Annotated in this window: 11 protein-coding genes and 1 pseudogene; 10 read left to right on the top strand and 2 right to left on the bottom strand. The window is 41.6% G+C overall.

Going from position 1 to position 22,662, the window contains the following annotated elements:
* Positions 1-8: 8 nt before the first annotated feature.
* Together ACT8YW_RS03380 and ACT8YW_RS03385 are read right to left on the bottom strand one after the other, a co-directional pair.
* The gene (locus tag ACT8YW_RS03380; protein ID WP_444104017.1) at positions 9-1,916 is read right to left on the bottom strand and encodes a RagB/SusD family nutrient uptake outer membrane protein; all 1,908 of its coding nucleotides are present in this window, start codon (positions 1,914-1,916) and stop codon (positions 9-11) included.
* A 25-nt stretch (positions 1,917-1,941) separates the two neighbouring features.
* Positions 1,942-5,199, bottom strand: coding sequence for a SusC/RagA family TonB-linked outer membrane protein (locus ACT8YW_RS03385; protein WP_444104018.1), 3,258 nt, complete (start codon positions 5,197-5,199; stop codon positions 1,942-1,944).
* Positions 5,200-5,545: 346 nt separating this feature from the next.
* Here ACT8YW_RS03385 and ACT8YW_RS03390 point away from each other — a divergent pair.
* The 10 genes and pseudogenes from ACT8YW_RS03390 to ACT8YW_RS03435 all read left to right on the top strand — a co-directional run bounded on the left by ACT8YW_RS03390 (position 5,546) and on the right by ACT8YW_RS03435 (position 22,628).
* Positions 5,546-6,341: pseudogene (locus ACT8YW_RS03390) on the top strand (LiaF transmembrane domain-containing protein).
* Positions 6,342-6,344: 3 nt separating this feature from the next.
* Positions 6,345-7,163 carry a LytTR family DNA-binding domain-containing protein gene (locus ACT8YW_RS03395; RefSeq protein ID WP_004305288.1) on the top strand — a complete coding sequence of 273 codons (819 nt, stop codon included), beginning with the start codon at positions 6,345-6,347 and terminating at the stop codon, positions 7,161-7,163.
* A 118-nt stretch (positions 7,164-7,281) separates the two neighbouring features.
* Positions 7,282-8,811 (top strand): pectate lyase, encoded by a 1,530-nt coding sequence (locus ACT8YW_RS03400; RefSeq protein WP_444104019.1) that lies wholly within the window; start codon positions 7,282-7,284, stop codon positions 8,809-8,811.
* A 397-nt stretch (positions 8,812-9,208) separates the two neighbouring features.
* Positions 9,209-10,090, top strand: coding sequence for a hypothetical protein (locus ACT8YW_RS03405; RefSeq protein WP_004309419.1), 882 nt, complete (start codon positions 9,209-9,211; stop codon positions 10,088-10,090).
* A gap of 12 nt (positions 10,091-10,102) precedes the next feature.
* On the top strand, positions 10,103-11,908 hold the full coding sequence (locus tag ACT8YW_RS03410; protein WP_444104020.1) for a DUF5123 domain-containing protein: 1,806 nt from the start codon (positions 10,103-10,105) through the stop codon (positions 11,906-11,908).
* Between the two features lie 34 nt (positions 11,909-11,942).
* Complete coding sequence (locus tag ACT8YW_RS03415) at positions 11,943-14,318, top strand: BACON domain-containing protein (RefSeq protein ID WP_444104021.1); 2,376 nt, start codon at positions 11,943-11,945, stop codon at positions 14,316-14,318.
* Positions 14,319-14,354: 36 nt separating this feature from the next.
* Entirely contained in the window at positions 14,355-17,564 is a 3,210-nt protein-coding gene (locus ACT8YW_RS03420; protein ID WP_444104022.1) for a SusC/RagA family TonB-linked outer membrane protein, read from the top strand.
* Positions 17,565-17,588: 24 nt separating this feature from the next.
* Positions 17,589-19,490, top strand: a complete 1,902-nt coding sequence (locus ACT8YW_RS03425) for a RagB/SusD family nutrient uptake outer membrane protein (protein WP_444104023.1) — start codon at positions 17,589-17,591, stop codon at positions 19,488-19,490.
* Positions 19,491-19,508: 18 nt separating this feature from the next.
* Positions 19,509-21,152 (top strand): DUF5123 domain-containing protein, encoded by a 1,644-nt coding sequence (locus ACT8YW_RS03430; protein ID WP_444104024.1) that lies wholly within the window; start codon positions 19,509-19,511, stop codon positions 21,150-21,152.
* 120 nt (positions 21,153-21,272) lie between these two features.
* Complete coding sequence (locus ACT8YW_RS03435; protein WP_444104025.1) at positions 21,273-22,628, top strand: pectinesterase family protein; 1,356 nt, start codon at positions 21,273-21,275, stop codon at positions 22,626-22,628.
* Positions 22,629-22,662 lie beyond the last annotated feature (34 nt).

Consider the following 22,662-nt stretch of genomic DNA (forward strand, 5'->3'; position numbering starts at 1 on the left):
TTTTAAGATTAATCCGAATAACCATAAGAGTTATGTAATTTACCGTTTGAGGTAGAGATGGTTGTAGAAGCTATCGGCAATAAATAACGATTCTTCACAGCCTTGTTCAATCCGCCAGAAATACTAGGCAAGTTTACTTTCAGATTCTTTTGCTCCTTGTCACTGGTTTCAGCACCGAAGAAGCTCTTGTTTTCATATTCTCCACCTACTTTAGCTCCAAATACGAGAGAAGTCATATCGATATACATCGGATTGTCCGTGCGATATTTATAGTTCACATACTGTGGATATGTACCATTATACACTGCATTTGTATATTCGTTTTTGAACTCGTCTATTTTTTCGCTCAACAGGTTCCAACGGATTAGATCGAACTTACGAACACCTTCTCCTGCCAGTTCCCATGCATTTTCGTCAACAATTGCATCGAAGAAGTCTTTTCCCATTAGAGCAGTCCATGCAACATCACGTTTGGTTGCATCGGTGAAAGCACGGTCGTGTACTTCTTTCAGGGCTGCTGTGGCTGTTAATGTACAACCTTCGGCTGTTGCACCCTTACCATAAAGTTCGTTCACAACTTCGGCATACATCAGCAATACTTGCGGATAACGCATTTTCACTACGTTGATACCGGAACAAACTTTCTGATCGCTGGCCAATACAGCTGCGTACCATTCAGAGTTTTCCATCATCTTACGATAATCCCATTTTCCACAATAAAGACCGAAAGGAGCATTTCCTAACATATATTCTTTAAATACTTTGGTGTTTTTGTCTGTAGAAAGTTGTGAAATAGCACAAGTCAGATCGCGGCGGATATCTCCTTCGCCAAATGACAGATAATAAGGAGCAGTCAGTTTCAACTTACCGGATGAGTTACCTTTCGGACCGAATAGGGAACTGGCACCGTTTATACGATATCCGATAGTATATCCCAGCTCACCACTTTTGTTCAGTCCCATTGGAATCTCGAACAGGTTTTCTTGATAAGTCTGATCTAGTTGTCCGATATTTATTAAACGCCAGTATTCTTCTACAGAAGGATTCAGTTTATGTTTTCCTGAACTGACAACAGCTGCCAGATGTTTTTCGGCCAATTCGAATAGTTCTCTACGTTTGGTATCGCTGCAACGTTGAGTAGGATAAGTAGCGTCACTGTTATCTCCGGTGATATATCCGTCTTTAGCTTGTTCGCGGATAGCATATCCGGCACGTGTCATTGCAATGTTAGCCAAGAGAGCGTGAGCATAGCCTTTGCTTACATGTTCGGTTGTATAACCGTCTTCACCAGCCCAAGGTAAATATCCGATAGCTTCCTCAAGTTCGATTATCAATTCATCCATGATATCGTCACGGTCTGCCTTTCCAATGTAAACATTAGACAGGTCGCTGTTGGAAGATTCTGTTTTGAAAGGAATATCACCGAACAAGCGGATCAGATCGAAATAAATCATCGCACGCAATGTCATCGCTTCTGCACGGAATCTCATCATGCTGGTACGGGTTGCTCCTGCTTGTTGTATCAGTTGGCTATTGTTTATACCATCTACTACCAGATTCGCATTCTCGATTACTCCGTACATGGCATCCCATACTTTGGAAAGTTGTGACCATCCCGGATTAGCGTTGTAGTTCATATTACCACGTTCGCTGGACGTGTTACTTGCATCCGTACCCAAACCGTCAATCAGTTCACAGTCGGTATTGGTTCCAGCAATGATAGGCAGGAAGTTAGAATAAGTCTGGTCTTGCGTCAGGCTGCCGTAAACTTTATTAAGTGCCAATTCTGTATAATAGGCATTATTAAAAGTTGATTCATTATCCAATTCAGACGGTGAGGTCTGATTCAGGAAGTCCGAACAGGAAGACAGGGCAATTAACCCCAGCCCCAGGAATAATGTCTTATATATTTTCATACGATCAATCTGTTTAATGTTTTAATTAGAATGTAACGTTAATACCACCCACAAATGTGCGGCTCTTAGGATAAGCGGCGTAATCTATACCTGGAGTCATCGCATTTTTCTTACTGCTTGTATCGACTTCAGGGTCTGCTCCGCTGTAGTTAGTCCAACAGAACAGGTTATATCCTGTCAGATAGATTCTCACATTCTGCATAAACGCTCTCCTTACAATTGTTTTCGGAAGAGAGTATCCGATAGTGATGTTATTCAAACGCAGGAATGAGGCTTTTTCTACTGCATAATCAGTCAGCTGCATGGTAGTAGCGCTGGCCGGATTGTACATATTGGCGTTAGCGTTTATTTCATTCAGACGTAATCCTGCTGTTGTCATGTCTCCATAGGCATTGAGGACATCTGTAGAGCTGGACGACAGGTTCAAACCAGTTTCCGGATCAATCCATGTGTAACGGTTAGACAATCTGAAATCATTGTTTAAGTTATAACCGGTTCTTGAACCTGAACGGAAAGAAGCTGCCAGTTTTGTTCCATTGATAATTACATTTCCGAGAGAGTAGTTGAAGAATACATTGAAGTCGAAATTACCTACGCGACCATCGAATCCAAAACCACCGGTTGTAGGAGCGATAGTGTTACCCAAACGTTGTTTGAGAGGGTTACCATCTTTATCACATTCCAGTTTCAAACCACCCGGATAGTATTTACCACCGGTGATAGTAGGACTGTTATCTTGCATTCCGTCTTTTAATCCCCATTCGCTACCTGCCCAAACCAGTTCGCCGGTAGGGTTGGTGACAGGATCATATACGGTATAATAACCGTTTGTCTTATATCCCCAAACTTCACCCAAACGTCCGCCTTTCTCTACGCGGAAGTCTTCGTATTTGGCCATTGTACTACCTGACCAGTTACTACTTTGCCAGGGAGAGTCTGTATTCAGTTTATCAATGCGGTTGCGGTTGTAAGCAATGTTGGCATTGAAGTTCAAAGAGAAATTCTTTTTATCAAATAAAACAGCACTAACAGACAATTCTACACCTTTATTGGATGTCTGTCCGAAGTTCTTGTACTGATAGTTATATCCAGAGAGAGAAGGAATTTCAGTACGCATCAATAAGTCTCTGGTTGTATTCCAGTAAAAGTCGATAGCACCGGAGATACGATTGTTCCAGAATCCATAGTCAATACCGATGTTACGGGTAACTGTTGTTTCCCACTTCAAATCGGGGTTGTATAAGTTCGTTCCATGTTCCAACATGGTAGTGCTTTCTCCGTTGAAGAAAGGATTGCGTGCATCATTACCTCCCAAAGAGTAAGTGGTGGAAAGCAAACCGGAATTGATACGGTTGTTACCGGCAGTACCGAAGCTTAAACGTAGTTTCAAAGCTGACAGCCAGTCTTGAGTGTTACTCATGAAAGCCTCGTCAGAGATACGCCATGCCAAAGCTGCTGACGGGAAAACACCCCAACGATTTCCGGAACCGAACTTGCTCGAACCGTCTGCACGTACTGTAACAGCAAGCAAGTATTTATCCATCATAGTATAGTTCACACGACCAAAGAATGATAATATGTTTTCTTTTGCAGCAATGGTAGATTGGTTGGCTAAAGCTTTGCCCGAACCCATATTTGCTTTCATATCATCGAAATTCATAGTAACAGGGAAAGCTACAGATACATTTTCTATTGATTTCCTTTGGCTGCTGCTTACTTCATGTCCGATCAATACATTGAGTTTATCACGACCTTTGAACAGTTTTTTGTTATCATAGGTCAATGTGTTGGCATTACGCCAGCTCATCGTCTTTTCTCTCAATAGGTAGGCTTGTGGCTGACCGTTATATCCATATTTAGAATTAGATACTGCATCTACTCCCCAATACTGTTCTGTATCGTCAAACTTCCATCCATATCCGAATTCGGAACGGAATGTCCAGTTCTTGAATGGTTTCCAGTTTAAACCTACATTGTAGTTCTGGTTGAAAGTATTGCGGGTTTTATCTGTTGCAAGCAGACGTTCCAATGGAGATTTCTGTTGTGCCGAACTGTTTTCTTCGTCGTCATCACTGTATTTAAGTGAATCAACCGGACGGAATACGGTAGCATTAGCCACAGTTGAATTGGCAGCATTGGATTCATTGGTATCAGCACCACCACCTAAACCGTCAATGGTAGAGTAACTTAACCGGGCGTTAAAGTCCAGTGTCATCCATTTATTCAGTTCTGATTTAATTTTTGCATTTACATTGTCTTTTTTGAAGCCGGAATTAAGCATGATACTTTTTTCTTCATTATGGGCATAGCTGACACTATAAGTCATTTGCTTGGTTCCGCCACTTACATTAATGTTATATTGTTGCTGGTTTCCAGTACGTCCGAACATCTCGTCTTGGTAATCGGTACCATCAATAGAACGCCAGATATCCATATCGGCAAAGTTACCATAATCCAGAGAACCGATTTCACGCTGATAAGCAACGAAATCGTAAGGACTCAAGACTTCAGTCAGTTTGGTTACCTGTTTAAAACCGAAAGAAGCACCGAAGTCTACTTGCGTTTTACCTTCTTTTCCGCTCTTGGTAGTAATGATGATTACACCATTTGCACCACGGGCACCATAAATGGCTGTGGAAGAAGCATCTTTCAATACGTCGATGCTTTGAATTTCCGAGGGAGCGATATCACTAATGCTTGAAACAGGGAAACCATCTACAATATATAAAGGAGAGTTATCCTGTGATAGTGAACCACCACCGCGAACACGGATCTTTATATCTGCATCGGGAGAACCTTCAGTAGTAGTAACACTAACTCCGGCAAGTTTACCGGTAAGGGCTTCAGATGCACTTGCTACTGGTATAGCAGCTAAGTCTTTGGCACTAACAGAGGCTACAGAACCGGTTAAATCTCTTTTATTGACCGTACCGTAACCAATTACTACGACTTCGTCCAAAGCTTTCGAGTCGTCGACCATTTGTACATTAATTGTTTTTCTACCTTGAACGGCTACTTCTTGAGTTTTCATACCTATGTATGAAATAACCAATGTTTTTTTGCCATCAACTTTAATAGAAAAATTACCATCTAAATCTGTAATCGTACCATTGGTAGTATTACCTTTTTCTACAACAGAGGCCCCAATAACAGGCTCTCCGCTGGTGTCTTTCACGTTACCTTTTACGGTAATCGTTTGCGCAGATACGCTAAGCGATATTGCTGAAAATAGTATTAGCAATAAGGAGCGCATGTTTTTCACTTTGTTAGACATTCTTTGCATGTTTATTAATTAATGGTTGTTGTTTGATATTTCATAAAAATCCCGATGAGAGTTCATTCATCGCTACAAAAGTATGAGAATGAAGATATAGTGATGTGCAATATTTGTTTTTCACCTCGTATTTTTTGTTTTTTAGTTTGTTGCGAGGTGTAGTTATTAGCTTTGAAGGGTGTTATTTGTGTTCTAAAGGCCGGCAAATATACGAATCAGAGATTTATAAATTGATTTTTTCACCGGTTTTTATCCGGCATTCATCGGAATTTATACCGTAAATCAACTGAAAAGCCTGTGGAAGCATAGGGAAATGATATATCTTTGAACCATTAATCAATTAATAATAGAAACAATGGAAGAGAAACAAAATTTTCCCCGTGCTACAGGCTTTTCCGGTAAAATACTGATAGCTTTGCTTTTTATCCTTTCCGGGATTCTACTGTTTGCCCGTAATATGGGATGGATAACTTCAGAAGTATTTGATTTGATCGTATCCTGGCATTCACTCCTTATATTATTAGGTATATATGCAATGATTCGCCGCCATTTCATCGGTGGAATCATCCTTTTTCTGGCGGGTGTCTATTTTCTGATAGGAGGACTTTCCTGGTTGCCGGAAAATTCACAGGCAATGGTGTGGCCCCTCGCTCTGATAATAGCAGGTGTTTTATTTATCTTCAAACCCGGCAGAAATAAGAGGGCGCAATGGGCTCGTCAGCATACAATGGAACATCGTCGGCAATGGATGAAGATGCATCAGGGTAGACCCGGCATGAACTTTGAGAGTGAGCAACAACAATCGGAATCAGTAGATGGCTTTTTGCGTTCGGAGAATGTCTGGGGAGCTGCACGTCACGTAGTACTTGATGAGTTGTTTAAAGGAGCCATGATTCGTACCTCTTTCGGGGGGGACGACTATTGATCTTCGCCATACCCATATTGCACCGGGAGAAACCTATATTGATTTGGATTGCAGTTGGGGAGGAGTCGAGATTTATGTCCCGTCGGATTGGACAGTCGTGTTCAAATGCAATGCTTTCTTTGGAGGATGTGATGACAAACGCTGGCAAAATGGGAATGTAAACAAGGAGAATATATTGGTCATTCGTGGAACGCTTTCTTTCGGAGGCTTGGAAGTTAAAGACTAGCGTATGAAACCACATCCGATAATAGATTATCCATTCCGCTGGATTCCGATGCTGGTGCTGGCGTTGATTCTGGTTGCGACACAGGTGGCTTTAGTCTGTGGATATACCGGAAACGACTATCTCCCTGCTCTGGTAGATGGAGTGGCAACAATTGGTTGGCTGGCAGCCATAGCCTATTTGGCCTGGTTTGTGGTCGGTCTTGTTTCGTTGTTCCAGACGGATATAATCATGATAATCGTTGGAAGCCTGTTATGGCTGGCGGGTAGTTTTATGATCTGTGATATCATGGTGAGGATTGTAGGCATATCCTATATTCCTTTTGCGCAGACCATACCTTTCCGGTTATTGTTCGGACTGCCAACCTTGATTGCCATTACTTTATGGTATCGCCTGATTGTAACTAAAGAAGAAGTACAGAATCAGGAACTGGATAAAGAATTGGCTGCACATCAGCTAACTGTGACCGAACAACAAGGAGAACCACAGACAGAATTAATAGATCGCATTACGGTGAAAGACGGTTCCCGCATTCATCTGGTAAAGACAGACGAACTGATCTACATACAAGCCTGTGGAGATTATGTAATGTTGATAACCCCTACCGGAGAATATCTGAAAGAACAAACTATGAAATATTTTGAGACCCATCTGTCTCCTGATACTTTTGTGCGTGTGCATCGTTCTACGATTGTCAACGTAACACAAATTTCGCGGGTCGAGCTTTTTGGAAAAGAAACTTATCAGTTGTTATTGAAGACTGGCGTGAAACTTAAAGTAAGTCTTTCCGGTTACCGGTTATTAAAAGAGCGGCTGGGGATCTAAAATTTGTTCAATCTTATCATAAAAACTGATTTTTCCCCCATATCGGTCAAAAAATGAATGTCAGAATGAAAAGCTTCCACTACTTTTGTTTCCATCATCTAATAATGTGAATAAGGAAATGAAAAGAAAATTAGTTTATGTTTGTCTGCTGGCAATGGTTGCGGGAGGAATGATGTCCTTTTCCTATGACATACCCGAAAAACAGGAGACAGGCGTCCGGGAAGATCGAGTGATCTCTTTTCCCGGAGCTGAAGGACACGGTAGATACACGACAGGCGGCCGTGGTGGTAAAGTGTATCATGTGACTTCTTTGGAAGACGATGGTTCGCAGGGGACTTTACGTTGGGCTTTGAAACAAAATGGACCTAAAACGATTGTCTTTGATGTGGCAGGTACGATTCATCTGAAATCGGAATTACGAACAGGGAAAGATCATCTCACCATTGCAGGACAGACTTCTCCCGGAGGAATCTGTCTGGCTGATTATGGCTTTTCTATTAATTCTAATAATGTAATTATCCGTTTTCTTCGTTTCCGCCCCGGAGAAGCCAGTGGGAAAGAACCCGATGGGTTGGGCGGCTGTGATAAGAAAGATATTATGGTAGACCATTGCTCTGTCAGTTGGAGTGTAGATGAATGTCTTTCCGTTTATGGTATGGAAAACTCTACGGTACAATGGTGTATTGGCTCTGAAGCATTAAGAAAAGCGACTCATGTAAAAGGGGCACATGGATATGGAGGCAATTGGGGAGGACATAAAGCTTCTTATCACCATAACCTGATCGCTCACTGTGAGAGTCGCGTGCCTCGTCTGGGCCCTCGTCCTTCTACATTAGCTCTTGGCGAATGTGTTGATATCCGGAATAATGTTTTCTACAACTGGGCTGGAAACGGCTGCTATGGCGGGGAAGATCAGCATGTCAATATCGTCAATAACTATTATAAACCGGGACCGGCAACAAAACAGGCTTCTAAACAGGTGCAATATCGTATTGCCAAAGTCGGAGTTTATCCGCAAGCTTATGTTTACGTTGATGGAGAACCCAAAAAGAACTTGGCTTTTCAACCTTACCTGCAGAAATGGGGAACTTTCTATATTGATGGAAATAAGATAGAAGGTAACAACAAAGTTACTGCCGATAACTGGACGGACGGAGTCTATGCCCAGTTGAAGAATGATGAAAAAGTAGATTTCCTCTGGACAGAAGATGCCAAAGAATCTATCCGTCTGAAAGAACCTCTTGATTTTGGAGTAATCACTACTTATTCGGCTGACAAGGCTTATGAACAGGTGATGAACTATGCAGGTTGCTGTAATTATCGTGATGAAGTAGACAAACGTATCATTTCCGACACCCGGAAAGGAACGGCAACTTTCACCGGAGAAGGAAATAAACCCGGATTTATCAATAGCCCCAAAGACACAGGCGATTCTCCCTGGCCGGAATTATCAATAGCAGGTCTTTCGGCACCGGTAGATTCGGACGGTGATGGCATACCTGATGAGTGGGAAATAAAAAACGGACTTGATCCGAATAATCCCGTAGATGGAAATACAAAAACGAAAGATCCGAATGGACAATATACGAATCTTGAGGTATATTTGAATAGTTTGGTGCAACATATAGTCGATGCACAGAACAAATAGGTAATCAGCAATTCCCCGTTCAATGCGGAGAATTTAGATGATATGCCCTTCAGGTGTTTTATGATAACATTTGAAGGGCATATCTTTTTTGTGCATGGCTATACCAGAGGGGCACTTTTTTACCCTAGTCCGTTTTTTACTCCTTTTCTACTAAATCTTACTCTATCTTCTCTTGCTTAATCCTCAATTTTGCACTGGTGAAAGAACAAAGAATTCACTCTAGCGAAAAACATCATTAATGTACAATGAAAATCTAAACAGAATGAGAAACATGAATTTATTATTCCGGAGTATGAATTCTCCTTGAAAAGCGACCCTGTTCTTTGGGTGAAAAGGACCATAAAAAGGTGGTTGTATTTTTATATTGTATATCTTTAAACTGTATAAACTAATATTTATGAGACATCTAACAAGAATTTTATTTTTATTATTTCTCACCTTTTTCTCTTGTTCACAGCAGGTGGAGGATGGATGGGAGTCTGATGAGTTACCTTGTGAGCACGAAACGCATCCTGTAAGCGTTAGTTTTAGCCGTGCAAGTCTTGAAACCTTTACCGAAGAAGGCATAACGGAGATTGGCATTTATGCGTATCTGAAAGATTCTATGGTATATGGAAAGAATCTTTCTTTAAATGATGGAAACTTACAAATAGATCTTCCTCTCGGAGAAAATCTGCAAACTTTCGCTGTAGCAAATGCGGATCATCTGACCGATGTAGACAGCCTCTCTAAAGTAGTAGTGTATCAAGATATCTATGCACAAAAACAGGTGTATATTTCAGATGTTGTAGATCTGACCTCAGACTATTCTGTCAGTAATCTAAGTCTGGAACTGAAACGTTTGGTTGGACAAGCTACATTCCAGCCTAGAGAAACTGCAGATGAACTCAATGCTATTACTCGGTTTGACCAGTTGAATGTCACTTTTACGAATGTCGGTGTCGCCTATAAAGTAAAGACCGGTGCATGTGTTCAACAGGATATAACGATTAGTGTGGATCGGGCTGCAGGCTTTAGTGCATCTGTTTATTCGTTTCCAACAATCAATGCAGACTTAAGAACGTCGGTAGATGTGGTATATTTGAAAGGCGGAGAAGAAGTAAACCGCACAAATAGTCCGCTTGATACAGGCATTGCCTTTGAATCGTCCAAACATTCTATAGTCTATATGCCTATATTAGAGGAAGCGTATTTACAAAATTCGTGGACTCGTAGTCTGGTCATGAGGAAAACTGATATGTTCCCCCAACCATTTACAATAGAAGAATCTGAATTTTAAAACAGGAGTCTTATGAGAAAAAATATAATTTATTCTTTAGTGGGATTGGCACTTCTGCTGGGTACGTATGCTTGCTCTGATGATGATAAGTATTCGACTTCAGTAGTAAATCAAATTGAACTATTTTTGGATGATGAACCGTGGGCAGTGAATACAGGATTGTCAACCAAACCTCTTTTTATATATAAAGATAACGGAGAGTATTTTGCTAATTATACCTCACATTATCGTTTCCAGTTACCTAATGGAAAATATAGGATTTTGTCAACAACACAGACAGATTCGATTCCTTGTCCGAGTAATTTGAATGATATTGTTATTCGGCAAGACCCGGCTGCAAAAGTGAAGTATGCTATTTCAGCTCCTGTGGAATACAGTTCCCCATTCAATGATCTGTTGAGTATTCGTATGTATAACCGGACAGGAGTGATCCGTCTGAAAGCTACAGATAAAAAAGCGGATAAGAGATATTCAACGGTACGCGCTGTGCTTTCATGTCCGATTTCCGGTTATAAAGTATCAGATGCCAGATTCATAGAAACGCCGATAGAAATTATCCGCGATAAAGCTACCAGCAGTGGTGGTGTGAATTATACAGATGATATGGTGTTGTTTGAGACACGGACGATAGGAAAAGAGATAGGTATTCGCATTGATTATTTGGATCAGCATAATAATGTGGTGCAGTCGAAAACTATTGATGGTACATTCCCTATATTGCCCGATGATACTACACAGGTGGCTTTTGCTCTTAATAACGCCGACGAACCGATGATTCAGGATTATAAAGTGACGATAGCGTCGGAAGGATGGGATGAAGAAGAAATAAATCCGGAAGCCCCGATGAGAATACCGGATGGATATAGATATGTGAATCCGGAAGAGAATCTGGAACAGATATGCAAAGCGTTGATGGCGGATGTGACTGTAACTGAAGTGAAGCTGTTCTTGAAAGCAGGGGGAGAGTATAAGTTGGGAAGACAGACTGATTTTGGAAAGAGTCTCTATATTGTAGGACAGAAACCGATAAATGGACAAGAACTGGCCCATATGGAAATGGGTAATATGAGCATATCTACCGGTGATAACAAAATTGATGCTGTTCATTTTGAAAACCTGAATATAAAAACGACAGACTCGGATTTTTTCAAGTTCAAAAATCAACATTTCCATGTGAAAGAGATTTCGCTGAAAGGGTGTGATATTAATGATTTGGGACGCACGATGTGGTATCAGGAAGTAAATGCCAAACTGGCACAAACTGTTGATAACCTTATTATTGAAGATTGCCGTTTCTTCGGCTTAAATTCAGGTAGCAGCGGATTGTTTGGGTTGTCTACTAAACAGGATGCTCCTATTTACAATATTGTGTTCAGAAATTCTACATTCCATGCAAATAATCTGACTAAAGCATTGATAACAGGTTTGAGTTCCATGACCGGTGATTTGAGTATAGCCATAGAGAATTGTACGTTCATAGGAATGGCACCTGTAGGTATGACATTCTTTGATTTGTCGCCGAAGAATACCAGCAGTTTCACATTGACAGTTAAGAATAATCTGTTCAGTGGCATATCCGAAGAAGGAAGTGGTACTTGGTTTAATTTGAGAAATGTAACAGGCAGAACATTTGCAGACAATTATCATACGCAGGGTTTCGTCATGAATACTTGGGGAGTAAACGATAATGAACTTCCGGCTGAAACAACTTCAATGAGTGCACTCTTTACGGATGTTGAGGGAAGGGATCTGACTATTAAGGACAAGAGTTCGGAAGTATATACCAAAGGAATCGGTGATCCGCATTGGATTAAATAATAGTTAAAGTATAAACGAATAAATTATATAGGATATGAGATCATTTCTAATCATATTATTGGCAGGATTGCTTGGGGCTTGTAGTTCGGATGACGAAAAGAACGAAGCAGCATTAGCTAATAACTTGGAAGTGTCAAAGAATGAGGTGAAACTCACCAACGTAGGAGGTTCTTTTACTATCAATGTGACTGCAACCGGCGATTGGACAGCTAAAGTCACAGAAAGTAATAGTAGCTGGCTGACTCTTTCGAAAGAAAGTGGAAATGGAAACGGTGATCTTCGTTTATTTTTCACTGAAAACACAGATGACGCGAAGCGTGAAAGTAAGATTAAGGTTACTTTGACGAATGTTAATACAACGATTGAACAGGAAATCTCTGTAGAACAACTAGGTACTGATCCGGATATTTTGCTGGATTATTCAAAGGAAGTGATTCCATTTTTAGGAACGACTCTGATTTGTCAGGTTGTATCCAATGTGGCATGGAAAATAGAGATTGACGATCAAACCGACTGGATCAAGGAAGTTGATCAGTCTGCCCAGAAGAGCCGTAGTTTTGTGACAGATAATGTTCACTTTACTATTGCATTGAACGTGGCAGCGGAGAGAAGAGGGAACATCGTATTTAAGACAGTAGGTGATTACATTATGAGTAAGACAGTGGAGATTGTTCAGGAAGGAGTCAAAACGACTCTGGAAGTAGAGCAGGATGAATATATTATTCCTTATAAGTGTAAGGCACTAACTATTCCCGTCACTCAAGAATATGCAATAGAATATACGATGACTTCAACCGATCCTTGGATTACTTTGGATAAGGAAGCTTCGACAGAAGATGTAATTGTACTGAAAATACAAGATAATACAGATCGTTTTCCACGCACTTCTTCTGTGACCATAAAGAACAGCGTGTTGGAACAGAAGATAGAGATATTTCAGTATGGTAAACCTGATACTAGCATTGGTGACGACCCATCGGCCGGACAACTTTTGGCTTTTCCCGGTGCGGAGGGAGGTGGACGTTTTACAACCGGAGGCCGTGGCGGTGAAATCTATAGGGTTACTAATCTGGAAGATTATGGCAAAAATGAAACTCCCGTCAAAGGAAGTCTGCGTTATGGAATCGAGAAGTCCGACCAGCCTCGGAATATCATCTTTGATGTTTCGGGTATCATAGAACTGAAGCGTGGATTGTTTTTAGTAGATCATCCTAATGTGAGTATCTTGGGACAGACAGCTCCGGGCGATGGTATCACGTTGAAGAACTATAATTTCTCTTTTAATCTGTCGGCAGACAGCAAAGAAATGAATGCAATTATTCGTTTTTTACGTTGCCGTCCCGGTGACAAATACGAGGATTATGCTGAAGATGCGATTGGCGGAAGATATTTCACGAATGCGATTGTCGATCATGTTACTGCCAGTTGGGGAGTGGATGAAACTCTGTCTTTCTATGGTTGTCAGAATTTTACTGCGCAGTGGTGTATGTCAACAGAGAGCTTGAATAATTCCAATCATGCCAAAGGGGCTCATGGGTTTGGAGCGATGTTTAGTGGTGATAATGCTTCTTACCATCATATTCTGATGGCACATCATAGTAGCCGTGCTCCCCGAATTTCTGATATGCCGGAACCCGGAACCGAAGGAGCCGGTGACCATATCGGATATTTTGATGTACGAAACAATGTCTATTATAACTGGAGTGAAGCTGGATTTGGCTGTTATGGTGGAAAATATGGAACGTTCAATATTGTTAACTGCTATTACAAAGCAGGACCGGCTACCGGAACAGGCAGTATGTCGTGGAGAGTTCTGTCAAGTGATCCTACTGCCAGAGCATATATCGAGGGCAACTATGTGACTGCCAGTGCAGAAGTTACGGCAGATAACTGGACGAATGGAATCTGGAGTCAATTTTGGCGCGATTTGCATCCTACAGAAGAAGAAATGCGTGCAATGAGATTGGCGGAACCGCAGCCATTTAGTAAGGTGACCAGTCATACACCCGAGCAAGCCTATGAAAAAGTATTGCAATATGCCGGCGCCTCTTTGCGCAGAGATATTATTGATCAACGTATCGTGAAAGAGGTCAGAGGAGGTACTTCTACATGGACTGGTTCAAAGGATGAAAAACCACGTCCTGGAATTATTGATACGGTGGGGGATACAGAAGGATATCCTGAAGTTAAATCGTTGAAAGCCTGGCCCGATACGGATGGCGATGGAATTCCTGATATTTGGGAAGAAGCTTACGGACTTGATTCGAATAATCCGGCTGATGCTGCACAGATAAGTACATCAGTAGATCCCAACGGGCGTTATTCCAATTTGGAAGTTTATTTTCATAACCTGGTTCAGCATATTGTTTACAATCAGAATCTGGGCGGTCAGGTTATCGAGAAGAAATAGTAAACCGTATATTTTGTAACAAAAAACTTTAGTATAATGAATAAACTAATTATAAGTATATTCACCCTGTTATTGGTAGCGGTCAGTGGTTTTGCACAGACTGTAACTGGTACGGTGACAGACAACTACGGACCGGTAATTGGTGCCGCAGTGATGGTGCAAGGCACAAAAATAGGTACTACTACCGATATAGATGGAAACTTTACACTGACCAATGTCCCTGATGTGAATAAAGCTGTGTTGACTATCCGTTATGTCGGAATGAATGAAGTGAAAGAGCCGTTGAAAGGACGTACTTCCGGAATTCATATTCAGATGACGGAAGCTGTCGGACAACTGGATGATGTGGTCGTAATCGGTTATGGTACACAGAAAAGAGGCAATCTGACAGGTTCGGTATCGAGTGTATCGGGCAAGGTTCTCGAAAAAGTACCGACTGCTTCCGTTGCAGAGGCTATTGTCGGTAAATTGCCGGGTGTGCAGGTGACAGCAGTAGATGGCTCGCCGGATGCGGAAATTAAAATATTGGTGCGTGGTGGAGGTTCGATCACGCAGGACAACAGTCCGCTAATTTTGGTAGATGGATTTGAAGTGGGTAGTTTAAATGATATTCCGCCGACAGATGTAGAGTCAATCGATGTTTTGAAAGATGCTGCTTCTACGGCAGTTTATGGTGCTCGCGGTGCCAATGGTGTCATTCTGGTGACTACCAAACAAGCTAAGGAGGGACGCGTATCTATCAATTTAAATACTTACTTGCAGACAAGCACATTATCAAACAAGCTGGACGTGATGGATCCCTACGAATATGTTTTGATGCAATATGAGAATGCCCGCCAAAAGAATTCCATACCCAATGATTTCTTTAATAAGTATGGACAAGCATATGAATTCTATATTTATCAGGGAGATAAAGGAACGGACTGGCAGGATGAAATTTTTGGAACGAATCCGGTATCTAAATATGTAGACCTTAGTATCAATGGTGGTACAGAGAAAACGAAATATAAAGTGGCATTTATTCATCAGGACCGTCCTAGTGTGATGGTGGGGAACGGGTTGAAACAGAACAACCTGAATGTGAGTTTGAATACCAAACTCTTTAAATTCCTGACTTTTGAGTACCGCACCCGTTTGTTGCATAAAGAAGTGGATGGTTCCGGTACGGATGGGGTGAGTCTTTTGGATGCACTTCGTCAGGCACCTACTGAAGGATTGGATGAATATATGAAATTGCCGGAAGATGACACTTATTATGACCCTGATTTATTGGATGAGATAACTCGTTTTAATCCGAAAGAAGAATCTGAAAAGAATTATAAGAAAAGAATTAATAAGTCTCTCAATACGATAGGTGCCCTGACTTGGAATATAATGAAAGGCATGACTTTCCGTACGGAATTCGGCTTTGAAAATAATACAGAGGAGTCTCGGCGTTTTTGGGGTACTGATACATCTAACGCCAAGAATAATAATAACCAGCCAATGGCTGAGTGGAGTATGTCTCAAGGCTCCAAATGGCAATTATCCAATGTGTTTAACTACAACTTTATGTTGGATGATACGCATGATATTCAATTGATGGTCGGACAAGAAATGAAGAGTTCCCAATCCAGCCGTAAGACCTATACTACCCGCTATTTTCCGGTGAATACAACTGCGGAAAAGGCATTTGATAACCTGTCTTTGGGTACTCCTTACGAAAATAAGTCTTCTGCCGGTTCGCCCACACGCATTTCTTCTTTTTTCGGTCGTGCTTACTATGGATATAAGGATAAATATCTCGCTACTGTGACCTTGCGTGCCGATGGTTCATCGAAGTTTGCTTCAGGCAATCGTTGGGGATTTTTCCCGGCAGCGGCTGTTGCATGGCGTATGTCTAATGAGGACTTTTTGAAAGAGAGTGAAGTGGTGTCGAATCTTAAATTGAGAGTAAGTTATGGTGCTTCTGGAAATGATCGTATCTCTTCCGATATTTATCAGAAATTGTATGGTATCAGCAGCAGCCGGCCTGCGGGTTGGGGAGAAACGAGCCGCTATTATTATCAATTTTATAACACGAAAGAACTATATAATCCCCATGTAAAATGGGAAACTACCATTACCCGTAACCTTGCCGTTGACTTTGGCTTTTTCAGAGAACGGTTAAGCGGAACATTGGAATTCTATTGGAACACGGTGAAAGACTTACTTCTTTCTTCTACTATTCCCGGCTATACAGGCTACACACGTCTTATGGAGAATGTGGGGCAGACTTCAAACCGAGGGGTGGAGTTGTCTCTGACCGGTTATATCATCGACCGTCCGGACTTTACATTGAACGCGACGTTTAATATCGGTCGTAATAAAAACAAGATCGACAAGCTCGCAAGTGGTGAAAAGGAAATGGTGCTTTCTTCTGGTTGGGCGGGCACTCAACTCTTGAATTCAGATGATTATCGTGCCTATGTAGGGGGTACTACCGGTTTGATCTATGGATTTGTTAATGACGGTTTCTATACAGTGGATGATTTCAAACCATTTGATTCAAAATCCAGAACATGGACATTGAAAGACGGAGTCGTAAACTCCAGCCCGTTGTCCGGTGATCCGCGTCCGGGTAATGCCAAATTTAAAAAACTGACTCCGGTAGATGAAAATAGTGCCAATCCGTATACGTTGACGGATGACGACCGTACTGTGATCGGTAATACTACTCCGAAGTTTTCGGGAGGATTTGGATTAAATGCAACTTTTAAAGGTTTTGATGTAAGTGCGTTCTTTAATTTTATGTATGATTTCGATGTGTTCAATGCCAATAAAGTAATGATGACTACATGGGCAAGCAATAATTACAACAATTTCAGTATGGATATCTCTTCTGCGAAGCGTTGGCGTAATTTTGATGATATGGGTAATGAAATTCGTTACAGTCCGGAAATTCTTGCAGAGTTTAATAAGAATGCGACAATGTGGAATCCGACTTCTATCGGACGTCCCATTGCAATGTCATATGCAGTGGAAGACGGTTCTTTCTTGCGTCTCAATACGGCTACTATCGGCTATACACTGCCACGTGTATGGACCAATAAAGTGGGTTTGAGCAGAGTACGTTTCTATGCGTCAGGTTACAACCTGTTTACGATTACCGGATATAGCGGTTATGATCCGGAGGTAGACATTGCTACCGGATTAACGCCGAATATCGATAATAACAGATATCCGAGAAGCCGCACATATACGTTCGGTGTGCAATTGACCTTTTAATTAACTAACTAAAATGAAAGAACTATGAATAAGAAGTTGTTATATTCAACCATAGCCTGCGCAATGCTCTCTTTTACATCTTGTAATGACTTTCTGGATGTGGAGCCTCCTTCAGGATTTACCCCCGGATATGTTTTTGCTTCAGAAGAGGAAGCCAAAGCTTTGATGACTAAAATGTATTCTGCAATGACAGAAGACGGTATGTATGGCAGTACGTTTGCCAATAGCCTGAATACGAATACGGATGTAGAAATGTCTTCTTTTAAGAATAACACCGTAGCAGCCACCGGTGCGGATATCGGTTGTTTCGATTCCAAACCCTACTGGAATACGTTGAATAGTACATGGAACAATATGTATTCCGTGATCAATTATGCTAACGACTTCCTGCACGAAATGGAAAATTCCTCTTTGTTCTCCTTACAGATAAAAGAGGAGGGACCGACTGAAGTACAACAGATGTACGGAGAGGTGAAAACACTTCGCGCAATGCTTTATCTGGATTTGATTCGTACATGGGGGGATGTCGTTTTTGTGACCGAACCTTCGAAATCCACAGATGATTTCTTTTCAGTCGGTGTGACGGAACGGAACAAGATACTGGAATACCTGATTGACGAATTGATCGCTGTGGAGCCGATGATGAAATATGCCGCTGATCTGGATTACGGGGTAGAGCGTGCTTCCCGCGAATATTGCCAGGCACTTATCGGACAACTGGCTTTGTATCGTGGAGGATGGTCTTTACGTCCCGATAAAGATAATCCTGACAACGTGGGATATATGGAACGTGGTGACAATTTCGAGCACTACTATGATATTGCTATCACCTATCTGGGTAAAGTAATCAAGGAAAACAAGCATGATTTGAAACAGAGTTACGAAGAACTTTGGTATAATGAATGCAATTGGATTACAGCGAATAATGACGATGTGATTTTTGCTATCCCTATGCTGAAAAGTGTTACCAGCCGTTACGGATATAATGTGGGTGTAACGATTGCCGGTGACAAGCATGAGTACGGAAGTGCCAGCAACTATCTGCATTATTGTGGTACGTATATGTTTACATTTGATGGGGATGATTTGCGTCGTGACGTTACGTGTACTCCTTATAAATACGATAAGAACCTGAATCAGGAAATTGATATGGGAATCGCCAGCATGGGAGTAGGTAAATGGTCGAAACTTAAAATGAAGTCTCCGTTAGGCTCTTCCAGTGGTGCGGGAACGGGTATCAATAGCATACGCATGAGATTTGCAGATGTATTGTTGATGTATGCTGAAGCGGTGAATGAGCGGTTCGGACCGCGTGATGATGCAAAGGAAGCGATGAAGAGAGTAAGACGCCGTGCGTTTGCTCCTTCTTTGTGGGCTTCGAAAGTAGAATCTTACGTAGAAAGCCTGAATAGTGAAGACGATTTCTTCAAAGCAATCATGGACGAACGAAAATGGGAATTTGGGGGTGAAAGTATCCGTAAATATGACTTGGCCCGTTGGAATAAGTACAGTGAGGTGATCTATAATCTTTATTTTGAAATGATTAATTGGGGGTTGGTTGCCAATGGTACCTATATACCGGGTATTGAGAAAGTGCCTGAAAATATTTATTATAAGTCCGTTCCTGATCCGGAACATCCGGACAGAACCATTCTGGATATAGTCGGCATTGAGAAAGAAGAATTCGGAACGGGTAAACCTGCCGGTTATCAAACGTTGGCATACGCTATTGGATGGAGAGTATTGAATTCGGAAACGCAGCAATTTGAGACCTTGAAAGAGATTTCCTGGAGTTTCAGAGGATTTATCAATCTGAATAACGACAAGAGTGTGAAACCTTCTGATCCGTTGAGATATTTGTGTCCTTATCCTTCACAAGTAATTACAGACCATAGAGGAGGTATTCGAAACTATTATGGATATTAATCAGTAAAAATGAATGTTATGATGAAGTTACTATATAGATTGACAACAGTTTTATTGCCTGCTTTGTTGTGGGGAACTCTTTTCACAAGTTGCCAAGATGACCAATATAACAAAATAGACGATCTGTTTCAGCCCAGATTCGTATTGGAGAAACCAGAGGTGAAGAGTAATTCTATTACTTTGGTGTGGTATAAAGTAAATGATGCATCCTCTTATACGGTAGAGTTGCATCAGGATACTTATTATAAAAGTTTGTTTATGTCGGTGACTACTACCGAGCCGTTCGTATTCCTCGATGATATTCCCTGGGGGACCACATTTTATATCCGGGTACGTTCGAATGCGGTGAATGCTGCAAATAACTCGCAGTGGACTTACACGAATGCTTCTACGGAAGCCAGACCGGAATATGCGAAGTTGTTGGAAGATGTTTCAAAGACAGAAATAACAGAAAACTCTGCCATTATCCGCTGGAAGGTAGATATGCAAAATCCGGTAGATAGTATCAGTGTGATGCCGATGATGGACAAAACTTTAGCGAATGTATCCCGTTATCTGACTGAAGATGAGAAAGCACAAGGACGTGCCGAAGTTACTGGTTTGGATAAGAATACATTGTATGCGGTTAATATTTACGATACAAGTAAGCCGAGGAAATATGACAAACCTTATAATCAGGCTACTTTCCGTACAGCGGGACCGGCTGCCGAATCTATTACGGTAGGTTGGGATGATGATTTGACGAAACTTCTGACTGACAATAATGATAATGCGGAGATTCCGGAGGGTACCGAATATTTCTTGCCGGCTGGCTCTTCTTATCGTTTGAGTCCATTTGCAATAAAGAAAGGTTTCCGTCTGGTCGGTAGCACGGAAGGCATTAAGCCTATTGTCACTATGGAATCTTCATGGAATGTGGTTGCCGGATCTTATATTTCCGGTATAGAGTTTGTAAATGTCGAATTCCGACAGGAGATATTGAACAGTTATTTCTTTAATAGTGGTAATGCATACACGCTGGAGAATATCAGTTTCGTTAATTGCGACTTTTATGGATTCGGACGTGGATTCTGGCGTCATCAGGGAGCTAACAATAAACATCTGTTGAACTTCGAAATGGAAGGCTGCAAGTTTGAACAATGCGGTTGGCAGACTGGTGCATACGGCACGTTCCATCTTGGATCGACAGATAAGGAAGGTAACTCTTATGATCATGTAGAAAGAGTTGTTTATAGAAATTGCACATTCAGTAGAGATAACAACAGTACAGACGGCTGGGGCTGGGGCAACATTTTCTATGCTCCCAATCTGGATAAGCCTATTCATCTGGAATATAAGAATGTAACCTTCTACAGCTTCTGTCGCAATCAGCGTATGATTAATATACAGTCTGCTGTTGGTTCGGAATTGGTATTGGAAGGAGTGGTCTTGGCTTCACCGTGTGGTGAAATTTATTCAATCGGTGCCAATACTACCACTAGCTTCTCTAACAATTATACAACGAAAGATTATGCGTTGGGTGGTAGTAAGATAAATGCAACCGATCTGGATATTACTGCTACCGAACTGTTTGTTGATCCGGAAAAGGGCGATCTGACAATCAAGGATTCGAATTCTCCGATTGTCACTAATCGTTCCGGTGATACTCGTTGGATTCCATAGTCGGATAATTGTCAGGACCATACTGGTTATGAACAGGTCGTTTTTCTGAAAACAAATGGCCCTTGGGAAAAGAAACCGGGGGCTGTTTTTTCCTCTATATAAAATTTACACAATTGAAGTATGAAGAAAATACAATGCATTTTACAGGGAGTCATCTTGCTGTTCTCCTTGTGTTCCCCAGTCTGGAGTGCTGATGGGAGGGGAGGAATAGATAGGAATCATTCCGGTGAAAGTAATTCTCCTTTTCAGGCTGTAGTGGCAAGAGATGGCAGTGGTGATTACAGAACGGTGCAAGAGGCTGTAAATGCCGCACCCGAAAATTCAAAAACACCTTGGTGCATATTTGTGAAGAATGGGTCTTATCGAGAGTACCTATTTATACCAAAGACAAAAACATTCATTCATTTGATAGGACAGGACAAAGATAAAACCATCATTCACCACAGTCTGAATGTGGGTGGCAAACCAGAGGCTACTTCGACAGATACCGACTATTGGAGACATTCTGTTCATAATCCGGAATCGGATGTCTATAAATACGATGGTAGTGTAGTGAAGATTGAAGCGCCTGATTTCTATTCGGAAAACATCTCTTATGTTAACGACTGGGGAGTGGATAACCAGAAAGGGCCGCAAGCTTTGGCTATGAGCAGTCAGGCGGATCGTATCGCATTTAATAATTGTAACTTCCGTTCTTTTCAGGATACATGGATGACTACAGGCAATGATACTGCACGACATTATGTCAAAGATTGTTGGATTGAAGGAGCGGTAGATTATTTCTATGGCGGAGGAAATGTACTGGTGGAAAATTGTACTTTCTATAATACTCGTAGCGGTGCTATTATTGTAGCTCCTTGTCATAAGGAAGCGAAATGGGGGTATGTTTTCAGAGACTGCACGATAGATGGTAACGAAGCGGCGGCTAATGTTAAGAAGTGGGGGGTGAAACTGGGACGTCCGTGGCATAATTCACCGAAAACGGTTTATATTCACACTACTATGAACATTCCCATTTCTCCTGAAGGTTGGGCAAATATGGGCGCGATCCCTACTTTGTTTGCCGAATATGACAGTCGGGATGCCGCGGGTAATGTCCTGCAACTGGATCAGCGTAAGACGGAATATGAGGGACGTGGTGAAAATGCTCCGAAAGGAACCAGTCGTGCGATGATAACGGCAGAAGAGGCTGCTACTTATACTTATGAGAATATAATTCCCGGAACAGATCAGTGGAATCCCCGTATGATGATGGAAAAGCTTCCTGCTCCGGAGGGGCTTAAAAGAAAGGACCGGAGACTGGAGTGGAAAAGTGTGAAGGATGCGACGGGGTATATTGTTTTCTGTGGAGACAGGGTATTAGGTATGACACGTGAAATGTATCTGACTCTTCCTGAATATCCGGTGATGATATTGCAGGTTTGTGCTGTGAATCAGTATGGTTCTTTGGGAAATAAGGCGATTCTTTCCCGTTGAAAATAAATAGTATATTTCAATAGGTTTTGATACA

The sequence above is a fragment of the Bacteroides sp. genome (genome assembly GCF_052357945.1).
GTDB lineage: Bacteria > Bacteroidota > Bacteroidia > Bacteroidales > Bacteroidaceae > Bacteroides.

What these genes read in the sequence shown, in the direction of transcription:
- ACT8YW_RS03380 (WP_444104017.1), bottom strand. Translation starts at nt 1,916, where the DNA reads ATGAAAATATATAAGACATTATTCCTGGGGCTGGGGTTAATTGCCCTG.
- ACT8YW_RS03385 (WP_444104018.1), bottom strand. Translation starts at nt 5,199, where the DNA reads ATGCAAAGAATGTCTAACAAAGTGAAAAACATGCGCTCCTTATTGCTA.
- ACT8YW_RS03395 (WP_004305288.1), top strand. Translation starts at nt 6,345, where the DNA reads ATGAAACCACATCCGATAATAGATTATCCATTCCGCTGGATTCCGATG.
- ACT8YW_RS03400 (WP_444104019.1), top strand. Translation starts at nt 7,282, where the DNA reads ATGAAAAGAAAATTAGTTTATGTTTGTCTGCTGGCAATGGTTGCGGGA.
- ACT8YW_RS03405 (WP_004309419.1), top strand. Translation starts at nt 9,209, where the DNA reads ATGAGACATCTAACAAGAATTTTATTTTTATTATTTCTCACCTTTTTC.
- ACT8YW_RS03410 (WP_444104020.1), top strand. Translation starts at nt 10,103, where the DNA reads ATGAGAAAAAATATAATTTATTCTTTAGTGGGATTGGCACTTCTGCTG.
- ACT8YW_RS03415 (WP_444104021.1), top strand. Translation starts at nt 11,943, where the DNA reads ATGAGATCATTTCTAATCATATTATTGGCAGGATTGCTTGGGGCTTGT.
- ACT8YW_RS03420 (WP_444104022.1), top strand. Translation starts at nt 14,355, where the DNA reads ATGAATAAACTAATTATAAGTATATTCACCCTGTTATTGGTAGCGGTC.
- ACT8YW_RS03425 (WP_444104023.1), top strand. Translation starts at nt 17,589, where the DNA reads ATGAATAAGAAGTTGTTATATTCAACCATAGCCTGCGCAATGCTCTCT.
- ACT8YW_RS03430 (WP_444104024.1), top strand. Translation starts at nt 19,509, where the DNA reads ATGATGAAGTTACTATATAGATTGACAACAGTTTTATTGCCTGCTTTG.
- ACT8YW_RS03435 (WP_444104025.1), top strand. Translation starts at nt 21,273, where the DNA reads ATGAAGAAAATACAATGCATTTTACAGGGAGTCATCTTGCTGTTCTCC.